The sequence below is a fragment of the Mycobacterium sp. 48b genome, from assembly GCF_048282725.1.
Classification (GTDB): Bacteria; Actinomycetota; Actinomycetes; order Mycobacteriales; family Mycobacteriaceae; genus Mycobacterium.
The window spans coordinates 1,399,472-1,418,329 of the sequence record NZ_JBLVUL010000001.1 but is presented as its reverse complement, the minus strand read 5'-3'; the positions used below and the strand labels follow the sequence as shown (position 1 = coordinate 1,418,329).

At 64.3% G+C, this 18,858-nt stretch carries 9 protein-coding genes; 2 read left to right on the top strand and 7 right to left on the bottom strand.

Annotated features, from left to right (window positions below):
* Positions 1-1,128, bottom strand: coding sequence for a hypothetical protein (locus ACNQR1_RS06470; protein ID WP_418044865.1), 1,128 nt, complete (start codon positions 1,126-1,128; stop codon positions 1-3).
* 111 nt (positions 1,129-1,239) lie between these two features.
* Here ACNQR1_RS06470 and ACNQR1_RS06465 point away from each other — a divergent pair, with 111 nt between their 5' ends.
* Positions 1,240-2,157 (top strand): IclR family transcriptional regulator, encoded by a 918-nt coding sequence (locus tag ACNQR1_RS06465; RefSeq protein ID WP_418044863.1) that lies wholly within the window; start codon positions 1,240-1,242, stop codon positions 2,155-2,157.
* A gap of 11 nt (positions 2,158-2,168) precedes the next feature.
* Here the strand turns inward: ACNQR1_RS06465 and ACNQR1_RS06460 are convergent, their stop codons facing one another.
* The 6 genes from ACNQR1_RS06460 to ACNQR1_RS06435 form a co-directional block, all read right to left on the bottom strand.
* Positions 2,169-2,492 carry a hemophore-related protein gene (locus ACNQR1_RS06460; protein ID WP_418044861.1) on the bottom strand — a complete coding sequence of 108 codons (324 nt, stop codon included), beginning with the start codon at positions 2,490-2,492 and terminating at the stop codon, positions 2,169-2,171.
* Between the two features lie 124 nt (positions 2,493-2,616).
* A complete protein-coding gene (locus tag ACNQR1_RS06455; RefSeq protein WP_418044859.1) occupies positions 2,617-5,463 on the bottom strand; it encodes an RND family transporter in 2,847 nt (948 codons plus the stop codon).
* Positions 5,464-5,498: 35 nt separating this feature from the next.
* Positions 5,499-8,381, bottom strand: coding sequence for an RND family transporter (locus tag ACNQR1_RS06450; protein ID WP_418044857.1), 2,883 nt, complete (start codon positions 8,379-8,381; stop codon positions 5,499-5,501).
* Positions 8,378-8,797, bottom strand: coding sequence for an MmpS family protein (locus ACNQR1_RS06445; RefSeq protein ID WP_418050294.1), 420 nt, complete (start codon positions 8,795-8,797; stop codon positions 8,378-8,380). Before ACNQR1_RS06445 ends, ACNQR1_RS06450 begins: the two co-directional genes overlap by 4 nt.
* A gap of 303 nt (positions 8,798-9,100) precedes the next feature.
* Entirely contained in the window at positions 9,101-9,901 is an 801-nt protein-coding gene (locus tag ACNQR1_RS06440) for an alpha/beta fold hydrolase (RefSeq protein WP_418044855.1), read from the bottom strand.
* A gap of 23 nt (positions 9,902-9,924) precedes the next feature.
* The gene (locus ACNQR1_RS06435) at positions 9,925-11,664 is read right to left on the bottom strand and encodes an AMP-binding protein (RefSeq protein ID WP_418044853.1); all 1,740 of its coding nucleotides are present in this window, start codon (positions 11,662-11,664) and stop codon (positions 9,925-9,927) included.
* A 426-nt stretch (positions 11,665-12,090) separates the two neighbouring features.
* Here ACNQR1_RS06435 and pks2 point away from each other — a divergent pair, with 426 nt between their 5' ends.
* Positions 12,091-18,408 (top strand): sulfolipid-1 biosynthesis phthioceranic/hydroxyphthioceranic acid synthase, encoded by a 6,318-nt coding sequence (gene pks2 / locus ACNQR1_RS06430; protein ID WP_418050293.1) that lies wholly within the window; start codon positions 12,091-12,093, stop codon positions 18,406-18,408.
* Positions 18,409-18,858: the final 450 nt, after the last annotated feature.

Sequence of the window (18,858 nt, the reverse complement as noted above, 5' to 3'; positions counted from 1 at the left end):
TCAGCCCACCATCCTTTCGCCAATAAGTTTCTGACGCAGCGCAATCCGTGCTCGCCAGTCGTCGTCGGAGATCTTGTTGCTCTCGTAGTACGGCAGCTTCTCGGCCACAGAGCCGATGTCCACCAACTCTGCGGCCGGCCCGTCCTCGGCGCTCAGCTCACGTGACACCCGCTGCCAGCGGAACTGCAGGTAACCCTTGCCATGACCCAGGGTCTCGCACCAGTTGGTCACGCCGGGGTTGTTCTCGGACACCACGATGCGGATCTTGCCGTCCGGATCGGCCTGCGCCTGAGTTCCGTTCAGCGAGGTCTGGTGGTTGATGTAGTCCAGGGAGATGTACCAGAGGCTACCGAGCTGGAAGCCGAGGTAGGGCGCGTCCGACACCGGCAGCGTGATGACCATCGCCTGGTCCGGCGTCATGTCGTAGTGCCCCACCGACGAGTACTGGGTGGCCAGGCCACCGGGGGTCAAGCGAGGCGCGGTCAGCGTGTTGACGGGCAGGTTGTCGTAGAACCACTTCGGGAACTGCAGCCACGTCTTGACCCGCTGCACGAGTTGCTTACCCGCAGTGGCGTAACGCTTTTCGATGAGCTCGCGGGTCAGCGGCGCCGGTGCCGTGCCTGCGGTGTCGGTACGCGAGATCGCGAAGGTGCCGCGTTGTGCCGACCAGTCGTTGTAGACCTCCCGGATCACCAACTGTGACGGCGTAGCCGGGGTGAACCGCCACTCGAAGGTGCCGTCGGCGGCGATGTCGAGCTTGCGATCATCGAATGCGGTCTCGCTGTCCGGGACGTTCTCGTCGGTGTACTCCCCGCCCAGCAGCTGGAAGCTGACGTCGGTGGTGGTGCCCCGCCTTCCGGTGACGACGTATTCGTGGCCGGGCTGGACCCGGGTGCCGAAGTACATGGTGTCGGGGTTGTCCAGGCCCATCTTGGTGAACGGCCCTGTTCCGCTGTGCAGGAACGGGTGCTCGCGGTCGTAGTCGAACGCCACGTGCGTGCACGCCGCGATGCATCCGGCCAGGTACTGGAGGCCCTCGAGGAGATCGGCCTCGGATTCGATGAAGGGGGCCGCGGTCACCAGTTGTTCCGCCTCGGCGATGGCGTCGGCCAGTGGTTGTGAGTACATCCAGCATCTGCTCCTTCGGTCCAATATTGGACCGCAGTGGTACAGTTTCCTACCTGACACTAGAACGCGTTCCAAATCCAGTCAACGCCCGAGCGCCCGCCAGGAGGACCGATGTCAGACGCCGAGCCGGCCGGCCGCGCATCACCACCCACCGCCCGGGTGGTGGCCATCCTGGATTTCCTGTCCCGACATCCGCAGGAGCGGTTCGGCCTCTCCGAGCTGACCCGCAGGGTCGGACTGAGCAAGCCCACATGTCTCGGCATCCTCACCACGCTCACCGAATCGGGCTATCTGGTGTGCGAAACCGGGGACAACAGCCGGGACAAGACCTACCGCCTCGGGCCGGCGCTGATCTCGCTGGGCCAGATGGCTCAGGAGTCGATGCGCGTCAACCCGGCGGTTCGTGCCGAATTGCGCGCACTGTCAGCCGCCTTCGACACCTCCGCGGGCCTGACAGCCGTCGTCGACGACCGGATCACCGTGCTCGAGCTGGTCGGCCCGCCGGGCCGGGACCCAGGGGTCCGGGTCGGCCAGAGCTATCCGTTCGCACCGCCCGTCGGACTGATGTTCGTGCTGTGGGACGACGACGCGCTGCGCGCCTGGCTGGCCAAGGTGCCGACCATTCCGCTGCGCACCGAATCCGCCCGGCTCCACCGGGTGATCGAAAGCTGCCGCGCCGACGGATATCTGGTGGAACGACTAACACCGGGAGGCCGCAGGCTGTATGCGCTGATGGCGGGGATGTCGACCAATCTGCCCGACGAACTGCGCGCACTGCTCAGCGAGTTGGTGTCCGATATCGGCGAGCGGGTCTACCTGCGCGACGAGGGACCCAGCGGCCGGAATCCACACGACATCAGCGTCATCTCCGCACCGGTGTTCGACCACTACCAGCGTCAGGTCATGGCGGCATCACTGCACATCGGCACCGCGCTGACGGACAGGGAGATCACCGATCGAGCCAGGGCACTTGTGGCGACTGCCGACACACTCACCAGGCAGCTCGGCGGAACCAAGCCGACGTACTGAGCGCGCTGCGCTCAGAAGTTGTTGCAGGTGTCGAAAACGGTCTGCAGCAACCCGAGGTAGGGCTGATTGGCGGGTTGAGCGGCGATGCCCTCGGCCATGCGTTGCCGTTGGTCGCGCCCCGCTCCCAGGAACTGGCGCAACACATCCTGGACCGCGGGCGACGCCCCGGCCATGGGGCTCTGCGCATTGAGCGCCCCCATCACCTGCGGATAACTACAGGTGGTGTTGACGGCCGAATCCATCCTGGGATCCGCGGATGCGACACCCGCGCCGGCGGTCAACAGCACCGCCAGACCGCCCACTGCGACAGCCAGTTTGACCGAATTTTGTTTCATGACGTGTAGACCTCCTCCCCCGATTTTCGGACTCTAACGCGTGAAGCATGATCACTTCTGGGGTTTTCGAAATTTGCTGCGCGCGAGCCGGCTCTGGTAATTGCCGAAGAAAGCGATTTGCCGGTCAGGCGCGGGCGTCAGGCTCGTCAGGACGCAGCAACAGAGACCGGACCACCGGACGGGGAGCCGTGTCACGCAACAACAGGCTCGCAGGCCGCTGGCGCACCACCTGCGGCCACCAGAACCAGCGTCCCAGCAGCGCGGCGATGGAGGGCGTCATGAGGGCGCGGACGACCAGGGTGTCCAACAGCAGACCGATACCGATGGTGGAACCGACCTGGCCGATGATGCGCAGATCGCTGGCCACCATCGACATCATGGTGAACGCGAACACCAGACCTGCCGCGGTCACGACCTTTCCGCTGCCACCCATGGCGCGGATGATGCCGGTGTTGATCCCGGCGCCGATCTCCTCTTTCATCCGCGACACCAGCAGCAGGTTGTAGTCGGAACCGACGGCCAGGAGAACGATCACCGACATCGCGAGCACGAGCCAGTGCAGGTTTATGCCGAGGATGTGCTGCCAGATGAGCACCGAGAGCCCGAACGCCGCGCCGAGCGACAGGGCGACCGTTCCGACGATGACCAGGGCGGCGATCAGGCTTCGCGTGACCATCAGCATGATCACGAAAATCAGGCAGAGCGCGGCAACCCCCGCGATCAACAGGTCGTATGTCGAGCCGTCACGCATGTCCTTGAACGTCGGGGCGGTACCGGTCAGGTAGATCTTGGCGCTCTCCAGGGGAGTCAGTTTGAGCGCCTCCTCGGCCGCCCTGTGTACCGCCTCCACCCGTGAAATACCTTCGGGCGTCGCGGGATCCCCCCGGTGCGAAATGATGAATCGGACCGACTTCCCGTCCGGCGAGAAGAACAGGTTCATCGCGCGTTTGAAGTCCTTGTTCTCCAGGACTTCGGGCGGAAGGTAGAACGAATCGTCGTTTCGCGCCGCGTCGAACGCCTGCCCCATCGCGGTGGCGTCCTCGCTGACCTCGTCCATCATGGCGATGGAACCCGCCATGGTGCTGTGCATCGTGAGAATGGCGGCCCGCATCGCCCTCATGCTGTCGATCATCTTCGGGAACTGGGCGATCATCTGGGGCATGAGCACATCGAGCTGATCGGTTTCCCGACTGAGATCCATTACTCCGTCGGCAACCTCATCGACCCCGTCGAGTGCGTCGAACAGGGATCGGAACGACCAGCAGAACGGGATGTCGAAGCAGTGCGGCTCCCAGTAGAAGTAATTTCGGATGGGCCGGAAGAAATCGTCGAAATCGGCGATGTGGTCGCGCAACTCATCGGTGACCTCCGCCAGTTCCCGCGTGTCCCGGGTCATCTGATGAGTCGTGTTGCTCATCCTGAGGCCCACGTTGTAGAGACGCTGGGTGATGTTGATCATCGTGGTCATGTCGTCGGCCTGCTTCAACAGGTCCTTCATGCGATTCTTCTGGAACGGCATGACCTGCTCCTGATTGGCATTCTGCAAGCTGAGCAGGAACGGTATCGACGTCCGGTCGATCGGGTTGCCCTCGGGCCGCGTTATCGCCTGAACCCGGGAGATCCCTGGAACCGCGAAGATCGCCTTGGCCACCTTGTTCAATATCAACAGGTCTGCCGGAGTACGCATGTCGTGGTCGGATTCGAGCATGAGGATGTCGGGAGTCATGCGGGACTGCGGAAAATGCCTCTCGGCGGCCGCATATCCGACGTTGCCGGGAATGTCGCCAGGCACATAGAGCCGGTCGTTGTAGCTGGTCTGATACGCCGGCAGGGCCAACAAGCCGATCAGCGCGATCACACTGGCCGTGACGAGGATGGGTGCGGGCCATCGGACGATCGCCGTCGCCAGCCGCCGCCACCTCCGGACGATGATCTTGCGCTTGGGTTCGAACAGCCCGAACCGACCACCCACCACGAGCGCGGCCGGAACGAGTGTGAGCGCCACCGCGACGGCGACCACCATCGCCACAGCGGTGGGAACACCCATCGTCTGGAAATACGGCAGCCGAGCGAAACTCAGACAGAAGATCGCCCCCGCGATGGTCATGCCGGAACCCAGAACCACCTTGGCCACACTTCGATACGTGGTGTAGAAGGCGGTATCCCGGTCCTCGCCGGCCTGCCGCGCCTCCTGATAGCGCCCCAGGAAAAATATGCCGTAGTCGGTTCCTACCGCGATCCCCAGCGATACCAGCAGATTGACCGCGAAGGTGGACAGTCCGATGACCTGGTGCTGACCGAGGAGTGCGACCACTCCGCGGGCCGCCTGGACCTGTATGCCCACCATCAGCAGAAGCAGAACCGCGGTGACAATCGAACGGTAGACCAGCAGCAGCATCGTCAGGATCACCACGAGCGACACCACGGTGATCTTGATGATGGACTTGTCTCCGGCGTGGTTCATGTCCGAGACCAACGGTGCGGGGCCGGTGACGTAGGCCTTCAGCCCCGGGGGCGGCGGTGTCCGGTCCACGATTCCCCGGACGGCGTCCACCGACTCGTTCGCCAGCGATTCGCCTTGGTTACCAGCCAGATTCAGCTGGACATAAACGGCTTTGTCGTCGGCGCTCTGGACTGCGGTCGCCGTGAGCGGATCACCCCAGTAGTCCTGCACGTGCTGCACGTGGCGGGTGTCGGCTTTCAACTGCCGAATCAATTCGTTGTAGTAGCGGTGCGCTTCGTCCCCGAGAGGCTGGTCGCTCTCCAGGACGATCATTGCCACGCTGTCAGAATCGGATTCGCCGAAGCTCTTGCCCATGCGCTGCGCCGCCTGGAACGACGGGGCGTCCTGAGGAACCAGCGAGACCGAATACTGCCGCCCCACATGCTCGAGTGAGGGAACGGCGAAGGTCAGTACCGCGACGATCACGAGCCAGCCGAGGATGATCAGCACCGCCAGACGGTGGATCATCCGCGCAATGAACGGTGGACGGTCGTTCAACGCGGTCAGCGTTCGTCGGGTTTCAGCAAGAGCGAACGGACCAGTGGGCGAGGGCCGGTTGGCCGCAGAAGCGCGCTGGCGGGCCTCTGACGAACGTGCAGCGGCCACCAGAACCACCGGCCCAGCAGGGCGGCGATGGACGGCGTCATCAGGGCGCGCACGATCAGGGTGTCGAACAGCAGACCGATGCCGATCGTGGAACCCACCTGACCGATGGTGCGCACGTCGCTGGCCAACAACGCGAACATGGTTGCGGCGAACACCAGACCCGCTGCGGTCACCACCTTTCCGCTGCCTGCCATGGCGCGGATGATGCCGGTGTTGATACCCGCGCTGATTTCCTCTTTCATCCGGGACACCAGCAGCAGGTTGTAGTCAGAACCGACAGCCAGAAGAATGATCAGGGCGATGGCGAGCACGATCCAGTTCAACTGGATTCCGAGAATGTGCTGCCAGATGAGCACCGAGAGCCCGAACGCCGCGCCGAGCGACAGGGCAACCGTTCCGACGATGACCAGGGCCGCGACCAAGCTCCTGATCATGATCAGCATGATGATGAAGATCAGGCACAGCGCGGCGATTCCGGCGATCAACAGGTCATAGGTCGACCCATCCACCTGATCTTTCGCCATCGCCGAGGTCCCGGTGAGGTACAGCTTGGCGCTTTCCAGCGGCGTTCCCTTGAGGGCCTCCTCCGCCGCCGTCCTGATCGGATTGACCCGCGCAATGCCTTCGGGTGTCGCGGGATCTCCGCGCTGGGTGATCAGCAGGCGTGCCGTTTTCCCGTCCGGTGACAAGAACACGTCCATGACCCGTTTGAAGTCGGCGTTCTTGAACACAGCAGGTGGGATATAGAAGGAATCGTCGTTCTGGGCGTCGTCGAAGGCTCGGCCCATAGCGGTTGCGCCATCGGACATCTCATCCATCTGCGAGAGAATCCCCGCCATGGTGCTGCGCATCGCCAACATCATGGTTCGCGTGCTCTGCATCGTCGCGATCATGGCCGGGAACTGGGCGATCATCTGCGGCAGGAGCAGGTTGAGTTGATCGAGGTTTCCGATCAGGCGGTGCATCGTGACGGTGAGCTTGTCGACACCGTCAAGCGTCTCGAAAAGGGACTTTATCGACCAGCACAGCGGGATGTTGAAGCAGTGCGGCTCCCAGTACAGGTAATTGCGAACCGGCCGCCAGAAGTCGTCGAAGTCCGCCATGTGGTCCCGCAACTCGAGCGTGACGTCTTCCAGGTCGTGTGTCTTGCCGACCAGGCTGTTGGTCGCGGTGGCGAGTTGCTGCATCAACTCGAACATGCGTTGCATCACGGCGATCGTTTTCGTGATCTCGTCGGCCTGGGCGAGCAGGTCGTTCATCCGGGCCTTCTGAAACGGCAGAAGCTGCAGCTGGCCCGCGTTCGATGAACTGATGATGAACGGAATCGTCGTGTGCTTGAGGGGAACCCCCTCGGGCCGGGTCGCCGACTGCACCCGGGAAACCCCGGGAACCGACAGCACACCCTTGGCGAGCTTGTTCAGGATCAGGAAGTCCGCCGAGTTACGCATGTCGTGATCGGCCTCGACCAACAGGACGTCGGGCGATGCCATCAGCGACTGCGTAAAGTGCCGGGCCGCAGCGTCATACCCGGCATTGGCGGGAATGTCCTTGGGCAGATACTGCTGGTCGTTGTAGCCGGGCTGGTACGCGGGCAGCGCCAACAAGCCGATCAGCGACACAGCGCACGCCGCCACCAGGATCGGTGCGGGCCAGCGAACGATCGCCGTACCGATCCGGCGCCACCGACGGACGCTGATCTTGCGTTTGGGCTCGAACAGTTTGAATCGACTACCCAGCGACAGAACCGCCGGGATCAAGGTCAGCGCAACCGCAACCGCAACCACCATGCCAAGAGCGCACGGGATACCCAGGGTCCGGAAGTAGGGCAGGCGGGTGAAGCTGAGGCAGAAAACCGCCCCGGCGATGGTCAAACCGGATGCCAGCACCACCTTGCCGACACTGTGATAGGTGGTGTAGAAGGCGGCTTCCCGGTCCTCCCCCGCCTGGCGCGCCTCTTGATAGCGCCCGACGAAAAAGATGCCGTAGTCGGTGCCCGCCGCGATGCCGAGGGTCACCAGAAGGTTGACGGCGTAGGTGGACAGACCGATGAGGCCTTGATCGCCGAGGAGTGCGACAACCCCTCGCGCCACCTGCAATTGGATTCCCACCAGGAAGAGCAGGATCACCGCCGTGAAGATCGAGCGGAAGAAGAACAGGAGCATCGCCAGGATGACCGCGAGGCTCAGGCCTGTCACCAGTAGGACCGTCCGGTTGCCACTCGCACTCAGGTCGGCGACTGTTGCCGCCGGACCGGTGACATAGGCCTTGACGCCCGGCGGCGGCGAACTCCGGTCGACGATTCCCCGGACCGCTTCGAGGGACTCGTTCGACAGTGCCTGGCCGAGGTCACCCGCGAGACCCAACTGGACATACACAGCCTTGTTGTCGGCGCTTTCCGCTGCGCCCGCCATCAGCGGATCGCCCCAGAAATCCTGGACGTGCTGGACGTGCGCCGGATCTGCCTTCAGCTGACGAATCAAGTCGTCGTAGTACCGGTGCGCCTCATCGCCGAGGGGTTGTTCGCCCTCGAGGACGATGATCGCCACGCTGTTCGACGTGGCTTCGCCGAAGTTGGTGCCCATCCGCTGGATCGCCTCGAAGGAAGGCGCATCGTTGGGGATCAGTGATACGGAGTGCTCTTTCTCCACCTGTTCCAGCGGGGGGACGACCGCAGCCAGGACATAGGCGATCACCAACCAGCCGATGATGATCGGTACCGCCAGCAGTCGGATCATCCGCGGGAGGAACGGCGGTTTGGCCGTGGTGGCTTGGTTACTCATGCGGCCTTCAGAAGGCAATAGGTGAACGCGCTTTCCCCGTTCTCGACCTTTTCCGCCTTGACCTCGTCGTCCACGATGATGCGGCAGCCGATCCTGCTGCTATCGCCCTGCGCGATGACATTGACCATGGATGTGGCCTCGGTCATGGGGAACTTCAAAGACCATGGCAGGCTCGCCCCTTCGACGAACCGAGGCTCTGCATCGACATCGAAGTAGCTGATGTTCGCCACCGTCCCCGGCGGTCCGAACACCTCGTACACGAGTTGTTTGGGGTCGTAGGGCTTACGTTCCTCGAGCTCTGTGTCGGCGTACGCGGGCCTGGTCTGCGAGCCGAACACACCGTGCAGTCGCATGACGGTGAATCCTCCGGCACCGAGGACGACCAATACCAATAGCGGAATCCATAACCGCTTCAGAACCCCCACAGCACGAACCCCCTGAATCCGCAGCCTAGTCCGGATAATCCATGTTGCGGGTACCGGCGATGCACATTTTTTGCCACCCCTGCCAAGCCGGCAACTCGAATGCGGTACGCATCCCAGACCGGCCGTGAAGAGGGGTCACGGCATGCACGCGGCACCTCTGGCAGGACGATCCGAGCCCGACCAGTAGAGCATTCAGGTGACCTCCACATCGGTCTATTCCCAAGGTGATACGGGATCGTAATGCATTTGGCGTGGCCTCCGGCACGGAACGGAATTTAACGCGGCTAACAGTTCTCACTGCACTGAATGCCCATTGCGTGAATCTGCAAAGAAATTGAGGACTGCCGAATTCACCGCTTGCGGCCGTTCCAGGAAGCCAAGGTGGCCTGCGTCAGGTATCTCGACATAACGCCCGTTCGGCAGGGCATCTGCCATCTCCGCTCCGAGATGCGGCGGCATCACCAGGTCATCGGCGAATCCGATCACGAGCACCGGAGTGTCGATCGCCCGGTAGGCGGGTCTGCGGTCGTTCAGCGGGGCGACGCCGTACTGAGCGCGGATTCCCGGGGTCACCTTCGCCGGCCACCTGGTGAACATGTCGATCCAGTCACGAACACAGGCCTCGTCGTTCAAGGTCTTCGGTGAGAAGTTCTCCAGCAGGCGCAATTTCGCGTCATACGTGGGGGGCAACTGGACACCGGCCTCGGCAAGGTCCCGTTCGGCTATGCGAAAGAACTCGCGCGTGCGGTCATGGCGTCCGCGAGTCGCCATCAGAACGCACTGACTGACCAGATCGGGCCTGACCAGCATCAGTTCCTGCGCGATGTAGGACCCCATCGACACCGCCACCAGCCGCACGGGCGCGGCATCGAGTCGCTCGATCAGCTCCGCCGTGTCAGCCACCATCGTCGCCGCGGTGAAGCCATCGGCCTCCGACGTCGCGCCCACACCCCGGTTGTCGAACGTGATGACGCGATAGCCGGCGGCCCGGAAGGCAGGCACCTGATAGAGGTCCCAGGTGCGTCCGACGCCGCCCTGACCGGCGATGAACAGCACAGGGTCACCGTCGCCACGGTCTTCATAGGCCAGGTTCACATCCCACCCGCCCGCACAGGTGACTATGCGTCCAGGCGGGCGAACTCGCCCTGCCGGTACTGGTCGACACACGCGGCACGACGAACCTTGCCGCTCGTCGTGATCGGAATCGAACCAGGCGGCACCAGAACCAGATCCGCGACACCCAGACTGTGCGTGTTGAAGATCGCCGACGTCACTTCACGTTTGACGTCTGAGAGCTGATCCTCCGGCGTCTCGGGCGAGGGTGCCCGCTTCCTGACTTCGATGATGACCACGAGCTTCTCGGTGTGGCCGTCCGGCACCGCGATGGCCGCACACCGGCCCCGGCTGATCTCCTGGATCGTTGCCTCGATGTCGTCAGGAGAGTGGTTACGCCCGTACACGATCAGCAGATCCTTGATGCGACCGATGACGAACAACTCGTCGTCGAACATGAATCCGGAGTCCCCGGTGCGCAGCCACGTCCCCTCGGGAGTGCCGTCCGACGGAGCGACGATCCTGGCACCGAAGGTCGACTCGGTCTCCTGGGGTCTGCGCCAGTACCCGCTCGCGACGTTCTCTCCGTATACCCAGATCTCCCCGACGGTTCCGGCCGGACACTCGGTCATCTTCTCGGTGTCCACGATCCGGATCATCGGCGAGACCGGGATGCCGTAGCTGACCAGGGGCGTGCCGGCTCCGTTCTGGCACCGGCGCGCGGTACCCGCGGTCAGCGGTTCCGATTCGAAGCGCACGATCGCCGGCGGCTCGCCCCTTTCGCGAGTGGCGATGTACACCGTGGCCTCGGCCATCCCATAGGACGGGCGTATCACTTCGTCGGGCAGATTGAACCGCGCGAAGCGCTGGGTGAAGCGCTCGAGGGTTGCGGGGTGCACCCGCTCGCTGCCAGTGATGATGACGAGGATGTCCGAGAGATCAAGTCCGGCCATGTCCTCGTCCGAAGTCTTGCGCACCGCCAGTTCGAACGCGAAGTTCGGTGCCGCGGTGTAGGTACGACCGTTGGTCGCGAGCATCTGCATCCATCGCGCAGGTCGCTGCAGGAAAGCCACCGGGCTCATGAGCACTGCCGGAACGCCCGCCAGCACCGGCCCGCAGACCCCCAGATACAGCCCCATGTCGTGATAGAACGGCAGCCAGGACACGATCGCCGAGCCCTCTGGGACGACATTCCCGAAGTCCGCGAAGTAGCCCGACATCAGTTGTTCGAAATTCGCAAGCAGGTTTCGGTGTGACATCATCACTCCGGCCGGGTTGCGCGTCGACCCCGACGTGTACTGCAAATACGCTGTGTCCGTGACACTTTCGCCCTGGCTCCCGCGAGCCGCCGGAGCATCGTGATCCAACGAATCGACCTCGACGATCGCCGGGCCTGATTCACCGGCCTGCGATGTGACGAAGTCGGTAACCGCGCCCGCCACAGCCGAGGTGGTGAGGATGACGGTCGGCGCCGCGTCCTGAAGTACCGAGCTGACGCGCTCGTCGCTGACCCCTCCGAGCGGTACCGCCAGCGGCACCGCGATCAGTCCCGCTTGCAGCGCCCCGAAGAACGCGACGATGTAGTCCAGCCCCTGCGGCGCCAAGATGAGTGCCCGATCGCTCGGCGAACCGAGCCCGCCGAGCTCTCGCGCCACGCGACACGCACGCCGATACAGCTGCGAGTACGTCAGGCTCGTTGACGAACCGTCCCAATTATTTTCGTAGTCAATAAACGTCATCGCGGTGTCGTCGCCCTGCAGCCCCGCTCGTTCCCGCAGCAGCGTCAAAATGGATGCCTCGCCCACGGACGTCAGAGTATCGCGGTAATGGCGGCCATATATCCCGAACCATCAGCAAACTATATTTCTGTGACCATATGAATCACAACGACGTCATTCATCGCATCTCGCCGCTTCGAGCGAAGTCGCGATCGGCCAACGACGATGGGCTCTGATCTTGACTGTCAACGTATTTGCCTGGTGAAGGGCGTCAAGTCCTTGCGATCGCGTGCATCTTTTCGATGGATTGACCGGATTCTGGGACAACTTTCCGCAGCGAACATACTGTTATTGATTGTGACCGCCCTGACGGGCGTTGAGCCACTAATAGGCGCTTGACGTGAGCCGCCTAATTCTGCGGCTGACGCACGAATGCGGGGCATAGAAGCCTGACAGCGGCCGAACCGCGGAAAGGCCTGCCGGGAGGAGGGGCAATTGACCGCATCTGAAATCGTGCGCGAGAGGCTTTCGAGCGCGGATACGGACGTCGACAAGCCCCGCCCGCCCGTCACAACGGTTACTCCGGTTGCCATCATCGGCATGTCTTGCCGGCTCCCCGGTGGCATCGACTCACCCGAGCGTTTGTGGGAGGCATTGATCCGGGGTGACGACCTGGTCACCGAGGTTCCCTCCGACCGGTGGGACGCCGACGAATACTACGACCCGGAGCCCGGGGTGCCCGGTCGGTCGGTGTCGAAGTGGGGCGCGTTCCTCGACGACGTCGCCGGTTTCGATGCCGAATTCTTCGGAATCAACGAACGCGAGAGTGCCGCGCTCGATCCACAGCATCGGTTGTTGCTGGAGACTGCCTGGGAGGCCATGGAAAATGCCGGCCTCACCCGGGAAGCGTTGTCCGAGTCACCGACCGGCGTATTCGTCGGCCTGACGCACGCCGACTATCAGATGCTGGCCGCCGACGCGCAAGCCCTCGAAGCCGCATACGGCTTCAGCGGCAACAGCTTCAGCTTGGCGTCCGGGCGGATCGCTTACGCGCTCGGGGTCCACGGCCCTGCGCTCACGGTGGACACAGCCTGCTCGTCGGGTCTGACCGCAGTGCATCTGGCGTGCCGCAGCCTGCATGAGGGCGAGAGTGATCTCGCGATGGCCGGCAGCGCCACCTTGGCACTGGACCCGCGCAAGTTCGCTTCCGGTTCGGCGGAGGGGATGCTCTCGGCGACCGGTCGCTGCCACGCCTTCGATGAGGCCGCCGACGGATTCGTGTCCGGCGAGGGCTGCGTCGTGATGCTGCTCAAGCGGCTGCCGGACGCATTACGCGACGGGGACCGGATTCTCGCCGTGGTCCGTGGCACGGCCGCCAATCAGGACGGTCACACCGTCAACATCGCCACGCCGTCGGATGCCGCCCAGACCGCGGTGTACCGAGCGGCATTGGCGGCGGCCGGTGTCGATCCCGGCACTGTCGGCATGGTCGAGGCGCACGGCACCGGCACACCGGTCGGCGACCCCATCGAATACTCCAGCCTGGCCAAGGTTTACGGCATCGACGGCCCCTGCGCGCTCGCATCGGTGAAGACAAATCTGGGGCATGCCCAGGCGGCTTCTGGCGCCATCGGGCTGATGAAGGCGGTCCTCGCCGTGCAGCACGGCGAGGTTCCACCGAACCTGCATTTCAACCGCCTGCCCGACAAGCTCGCCGCAATTCGTACCAATCTCTTTGTGCCCCAGTCGACGACACCGTGGTGCACCAACGGGCACCAGCCTCGCCGGGCAGCGGTGTCGTCGTACGGGCTGTCGGGCACCAATGTGCATGCCATCCTGGAACAGGCACCGGAGCAGGCGGCGACACCCGCCACGGACTCGGCACCCGGATCGACAGAGACCCCCATGCTGTTCCCGTTGTCGTCGACCTCGGCCGAAGAACTGCGCCACACGGCCGGCCGGCTGGCCGACTGGGTTGAGGCACACGACGACGTCGTCCTGCCCGACCTGGCCTACACCTTGGCGCGCCGGCGGGTACACCGACCGGTGCGTACCGCAGTCAACGCCTGCAGCCGAACGGAACTCGTCTCGGCGCTGCGGGAGGTCGCCGATGGCGACACTCCGTACCAGGCCGCGGTCGGACGCGACGATCGTGGTCCGGTATGGGTGTTCTCGGGCCAGGGCTCCCAGTGGGCGGGCATGGGCGCCGAACTCCTGGCGACAGAGCCGGTATTCGCCGCCACGGTGGCGCAGGCCGAACCGATCATCGCGGCCGAGTCGGGATTCTCGGTGACGGAAGCGATGTCGAGCCCGGAGGTGGTCACGGGTCAGGACCGGCTGCAACCGACCTTGTTCACCATGCAGGTCGCCATGGCCGCCACCATGAAGGCGCATGGGGTGCGCCCCGGCGCGGTCATCGGGCACTCCCTGGGCGAGGGCGCTGCAGCCGTCGTCGCAGGGGCGTTGTCACTGGAGGACGGACTGCGCCTGATCTGCCGCCGATCTCGGCTGATGTCACGAATCGCCGGCCAGGGCGCCACGGCGGCCGTGGAATTACCTGCCAAGCAGGTCCTTTCGGAGCTGACCGGCCGTGGGATCAACGATGTCGTGGTGGCGGTGGTGGCTTCGCCACAGTCCAGCGTGATCGCCGGCGCCACAGAAAAGGTGCGCGAACTGGTCGCGGACTGGGAGAAGCGCGGGGTGATGGCTCGCGAGGTTCCGGTCGACGTCGCCTTCCACTCCCCACAGGTGGAGCCGATCGTCAACGACCTGGCCGAAGCGCTCGCCGATCTCCAGCCCATGACACCGGAGATTCCGTTCTATTCGGCGACCCTGTTCGACCCACGCGAGCAGCCGGTATGCGATGCCGACTACTGGGTGACCAACATGCGCCGGATGGTCCGTTTCGCCAGCGCGGTACAGGCCGCCCTTGAGGACGGCCACCGGGTGTTCGCCGAACTCTCACCGCACCCCTTGCTCACCCGGGCCCTCGAACAGACCGCAGGCAGCCGGGAGACGCCGATGGCCGCGCTGGCCGCGATGCGTCGTCAGCAATCGTTGCCGAATGGGTTGCGCGGGCTTCTCATCGACCTGCACAGCGCGGGCGCCGAGGTCGACTTCTCGGTGCTCTGCCCGGACAGCCGGCTGGTGGATGCGCCACTGCCGACCTGGACCCACCGCCGACTGTGGCTCAGCGGGGGCGGCCAGGAAGCCCCGACCCACGGCGGCTGCACCATCGCGGTCCACCCGCTGCTGGGCGCCAACGTTCGGTTGCACGAGGAACCGGAGCGCTACGTGTGGCAGGCCGATGTCGGCACTGCCGCCCAGCCGTGGCTCGCCGATCACCAAATACGCACTGTTGCAGTACTTCCAGGGGCGGCATACTGCGAGATGGCATTGGCCGCTGGCCGGGCTGTGCTGGGCGAGGCTTGCGAAGTCCGTGACATCCGCTTCCAGCAGGCGCTGCTGCTGGACGAACAGACCGTGGTCGGAGCCTCCGCCTCGGTGTCCTCCCCCGGCGTGGCCACATTCACGGTCGAGACCGATGAGGAGGGCCAGCAGAGTCGGCACGCGACCGCAATCCTGCGCGCCGCCGCGGATGAGCAACCACCCGCGTACGACATCTCCGCGATCCTCAACGCCCACCCCTGCGACGACGACGGCGCCGAGGTACGTAATCGCGTAGGTCAGCACGGTATTCAGTACGGACCTGCGTTCACCGGCCTGACCACCGTCCATACCGGCGAGGCCAAGGACCCCACGATCCTCGCCGAGGTCGCACTCCCCCGCTCGATTCGCTCCCAGCAGGACGCGTACGGGGTACACCCGGCGCTTCTCGATGCCTGCTTCCAATCGGTCGAAGCACATCCCGAGGTTCAGGCGCTTGGCGGGGACGTGCTGGGACTGCCCCTCGGTGTGCGACGGCTCCGCGCCTACAACTCGGCCCGCAACGCGAGCTACTGCCATACCCGGTTGATCAAGGCCGATGCCGCCGGCATCGAGGCCGACATCGATGTGCTCGACAAAGACGGCGCAGTCCTGCTGACAGTGCAGGGACTTCAGCTGGGTACCGGCGCGTCGGCAAGCGGACACGATGATCAGGTTCTCAGCGAGCGACTGCTGACGGTCGAATGGCGGCAACGGGAACTGCCGGAGGTGGAATACGCAGAAGCCGGGTCCTGGCTGCTCATCAACGCTTCGGACGGTCCCGATGCGGTAGCCGACGATCTGAGCAGAATGCTGAAAGACCGTGGTGCACAGTGCACCACCATGAATTGGCCCAATCAGCCCGACGACTCACTGACCTGTGCCCAACTCGGCAATCATCTGCGGGACGGCCGATTTACCTCCGTGGTGGTCCTGACCTCGCCCAACAACGGCGACCACGCGGACCAGTCACCACTTCTGGGCCGCGAGTACGTGCGGCATCTGGTGCACATCACCCGTCAACTACCGGAGATGAGCGGAGAACTACCCCGCCTCTATGTCGTCACCCGCAACGCCCAGACGGTCGTCGCCGGCGACGTGGCTAATCTCGACCAGGCCGAGCTACGAGGCCTGATCCGGGTCATCGGCACTGAACACCCGCATCTGGCCGCTACCCAGATCGACGTCGACGATGCGACCGACGTCCAGGAGCTGGCGCGACAACTGCTCAGCGGTTCCGAGGAGGATGAAACCGCGTGGCGCAATGGCCGCTGGTACACCGCACGGCTGTGCCTCGCCCCGCTGCGCCCTGAGGAACGCCGAACCACCATCGCCCATCTCGAACGCGACCGCATGCGGCTGCAGATCCGGACGCCTGGAGATCTGGAATCGATGGAACTTGTTGCCTGCGAGCATGTTCCCCCCGGACCGGGTCAGATCGAGGTCGCGGTCAGCGCGTCCAGCATCAACTTCGCCGACGTACTCGTCGCGTTCGGACGCTACCCGGCCTTCGATGGACGACTGCCCCAACTCGGCATCGACTTCGCCGGTGTGGTCACCGCGATCGGGCCCGACGTGACCGACCACCAGATCGGCGACCGCGTCGCCGGTCTGTGCGCCGACGGCTGTTGGGGCACATTCGTCACCTGCGACGCACGCCTGGCCGCCACCGTGCCCCCAGGCTTGACGGACGCCGAGGCCGCCGCACTGACCATTGCGACCGCCACCGCCTACTACGGGCTCAACGACATGGCCCGGATCAAATCCGGGGACAAGGTGCTGATCCACTCCGCGACCGGCGGGGTCGGGCAGGCTGCCATGTCCATCGCCCGCGCCGCAGGCGCCGAGATTTTCGCCACGGCCGGTAGCGAGCAGCGCCGGCAACTCCTGCGCGACATGGGCGTCGAACACGTCTACGATTCACGGACTCTGGAGTTCGCCGATCAGATACGTGAAGACACCCAGGGGTACGGCGTAGACATCGTACTGAACTCGGTGACCGGCGCCGCCCAGCGCGCCGGGCTCGAATTGCTGGCATTCGGCGGTCGATTCGTCGAGATCGGCAAGCGGGACATCTACGGCGACACCCGGATGGGACTGTTCCCCTTCCGGCGCAACCTGTCGTTCTACGCGGTCGATCTGGCACTCATGTCCGTCAGCCATCCCGACCGGCTCCGGGAGCTACTGGACACGGTGTATCTGCTGACCGCGGAGGGTGATCTGCCGACACCGGAAGTCACGCATTACCCACTTGCCGACGCGGCCACCGCGATTCGGATGATGAGCGGTGCGCAGCACACCGGCAAGCTGGTGCTCGATATCCCCCACACCGGCTCCAGTCGGCTTGTGGTCCCGCCGTCACAGGTGCGGGTGTTCCGGCCCGACGGCGCCTACATCGTCACCGGTGGCCTCGGCGGGCTCGGATTGTTCATCGCCGAGAAGATGGCTGCCAGCGGGTGCGGACGAATTGTGCTGTCTTCTCGCTCGCAACCGAGCGCTCAGGCGTCGGCGGTGCTCGAGCGCATCCGCGCCACCGGCGCCGACCTGGTCGTCGAATGCGGCGACATCGCGGAGTCCGGCACCGCGGAGCGGTTGGTGGCCGCGGCGACCGCGGGCGGGCTCGAAGTACGCGGCGTCTTACATGCGGCGGGCGTGATCGAAGATGCCGCGCTGACCAACATCACCGACGAGCTCATCGAGCGTGACTGGGCACCAAAGGTTTACGGTGCGTGGAATTTGCACATCGCCACAGCGGACCAGCCTTTGGACTGGTTCTGCTCCTTCTCCTCGGCCGCGGCGCTGGTCGGCTCGCCCGGGCAGGGCGCGTACGCCGCCGCCAACAGCTGGCTCGATGCCTTCAGCCTGTGGCGCCGGTCCCAGGGACTGCCGGGCACTGCCATCGCATGGGGCGCCTGGGGCCAGATCGGCCGCGGCACCGCCTTGGCCGAAGGAGCCGGAATCGCGATCGCTCCCGACGAAGGCGCGTACGCATTCGAGGCTCTGCTGCGTCACGACCGCGCGTACACCGGATATGCGCCGATCACGGGCGCGCCGTGGTTGTCCGTGTTCGCCGAACGCAGCCCCTTCGCCGAGGCCTTCAAGTCAACCGGTCAAACCACGACGGGCACCAACAAGTTACGCACAGAACTCGAGGCGCTGCCGCCGGACGAGTGGCCCGCCAAAGTTCAACATGTCATCTCCGACCAGGTGAGTGTGATCCTGCGCCGAAGTGTCGATCCCGACCGCCCGCTCTCCGAATACGGCATGGACTCTCTGGGAGCACTCGAACTACGCACCCGTATAGAGAACGAAACCGGTATACGGATCTCGGCCACGGGGATCACGACCGTTCGCGGTTTGGCAGACCTACTGTGCGAGAAGCTTCTTCCCGCGGGAGCTGCCTGAGATGCGGAGCGGTATGCAATTCGACCGGATCGTTCACAGCAAATACACAAACGGCAGCTGAGAATCCGATGCCTCCCGGCCGTACGAGTCATGATCCGAGCACCGCGGCGGATCGTCTGCCACGTCCGCCCACCCCGCGGCCTCAGCTCCCGAAAGGACCTGAGTCGCTCGACAGTTCTTGACCGTCGCGTCGGCGGCATCGAGATAGCCGCTGTGAAACCGGTTATTTCACAATCATTCTGAACATATCGATATCCACGAACCGGGAGGAGAGCAGCAGAGTTTCACCGAGTCCGAGGAGGCTGGGCGCGATGGGAGCACGTGGTTCAGTTTCCCGCCACCATGAATTGCGCAGGCAAGTGGATTCGAACGGCCGGAATGGCCAAAGTTACTCAAGATCAAGTTTCGAGAAACCGATCAGCAAATAGCATACAAGGTAGGATTCCGCTC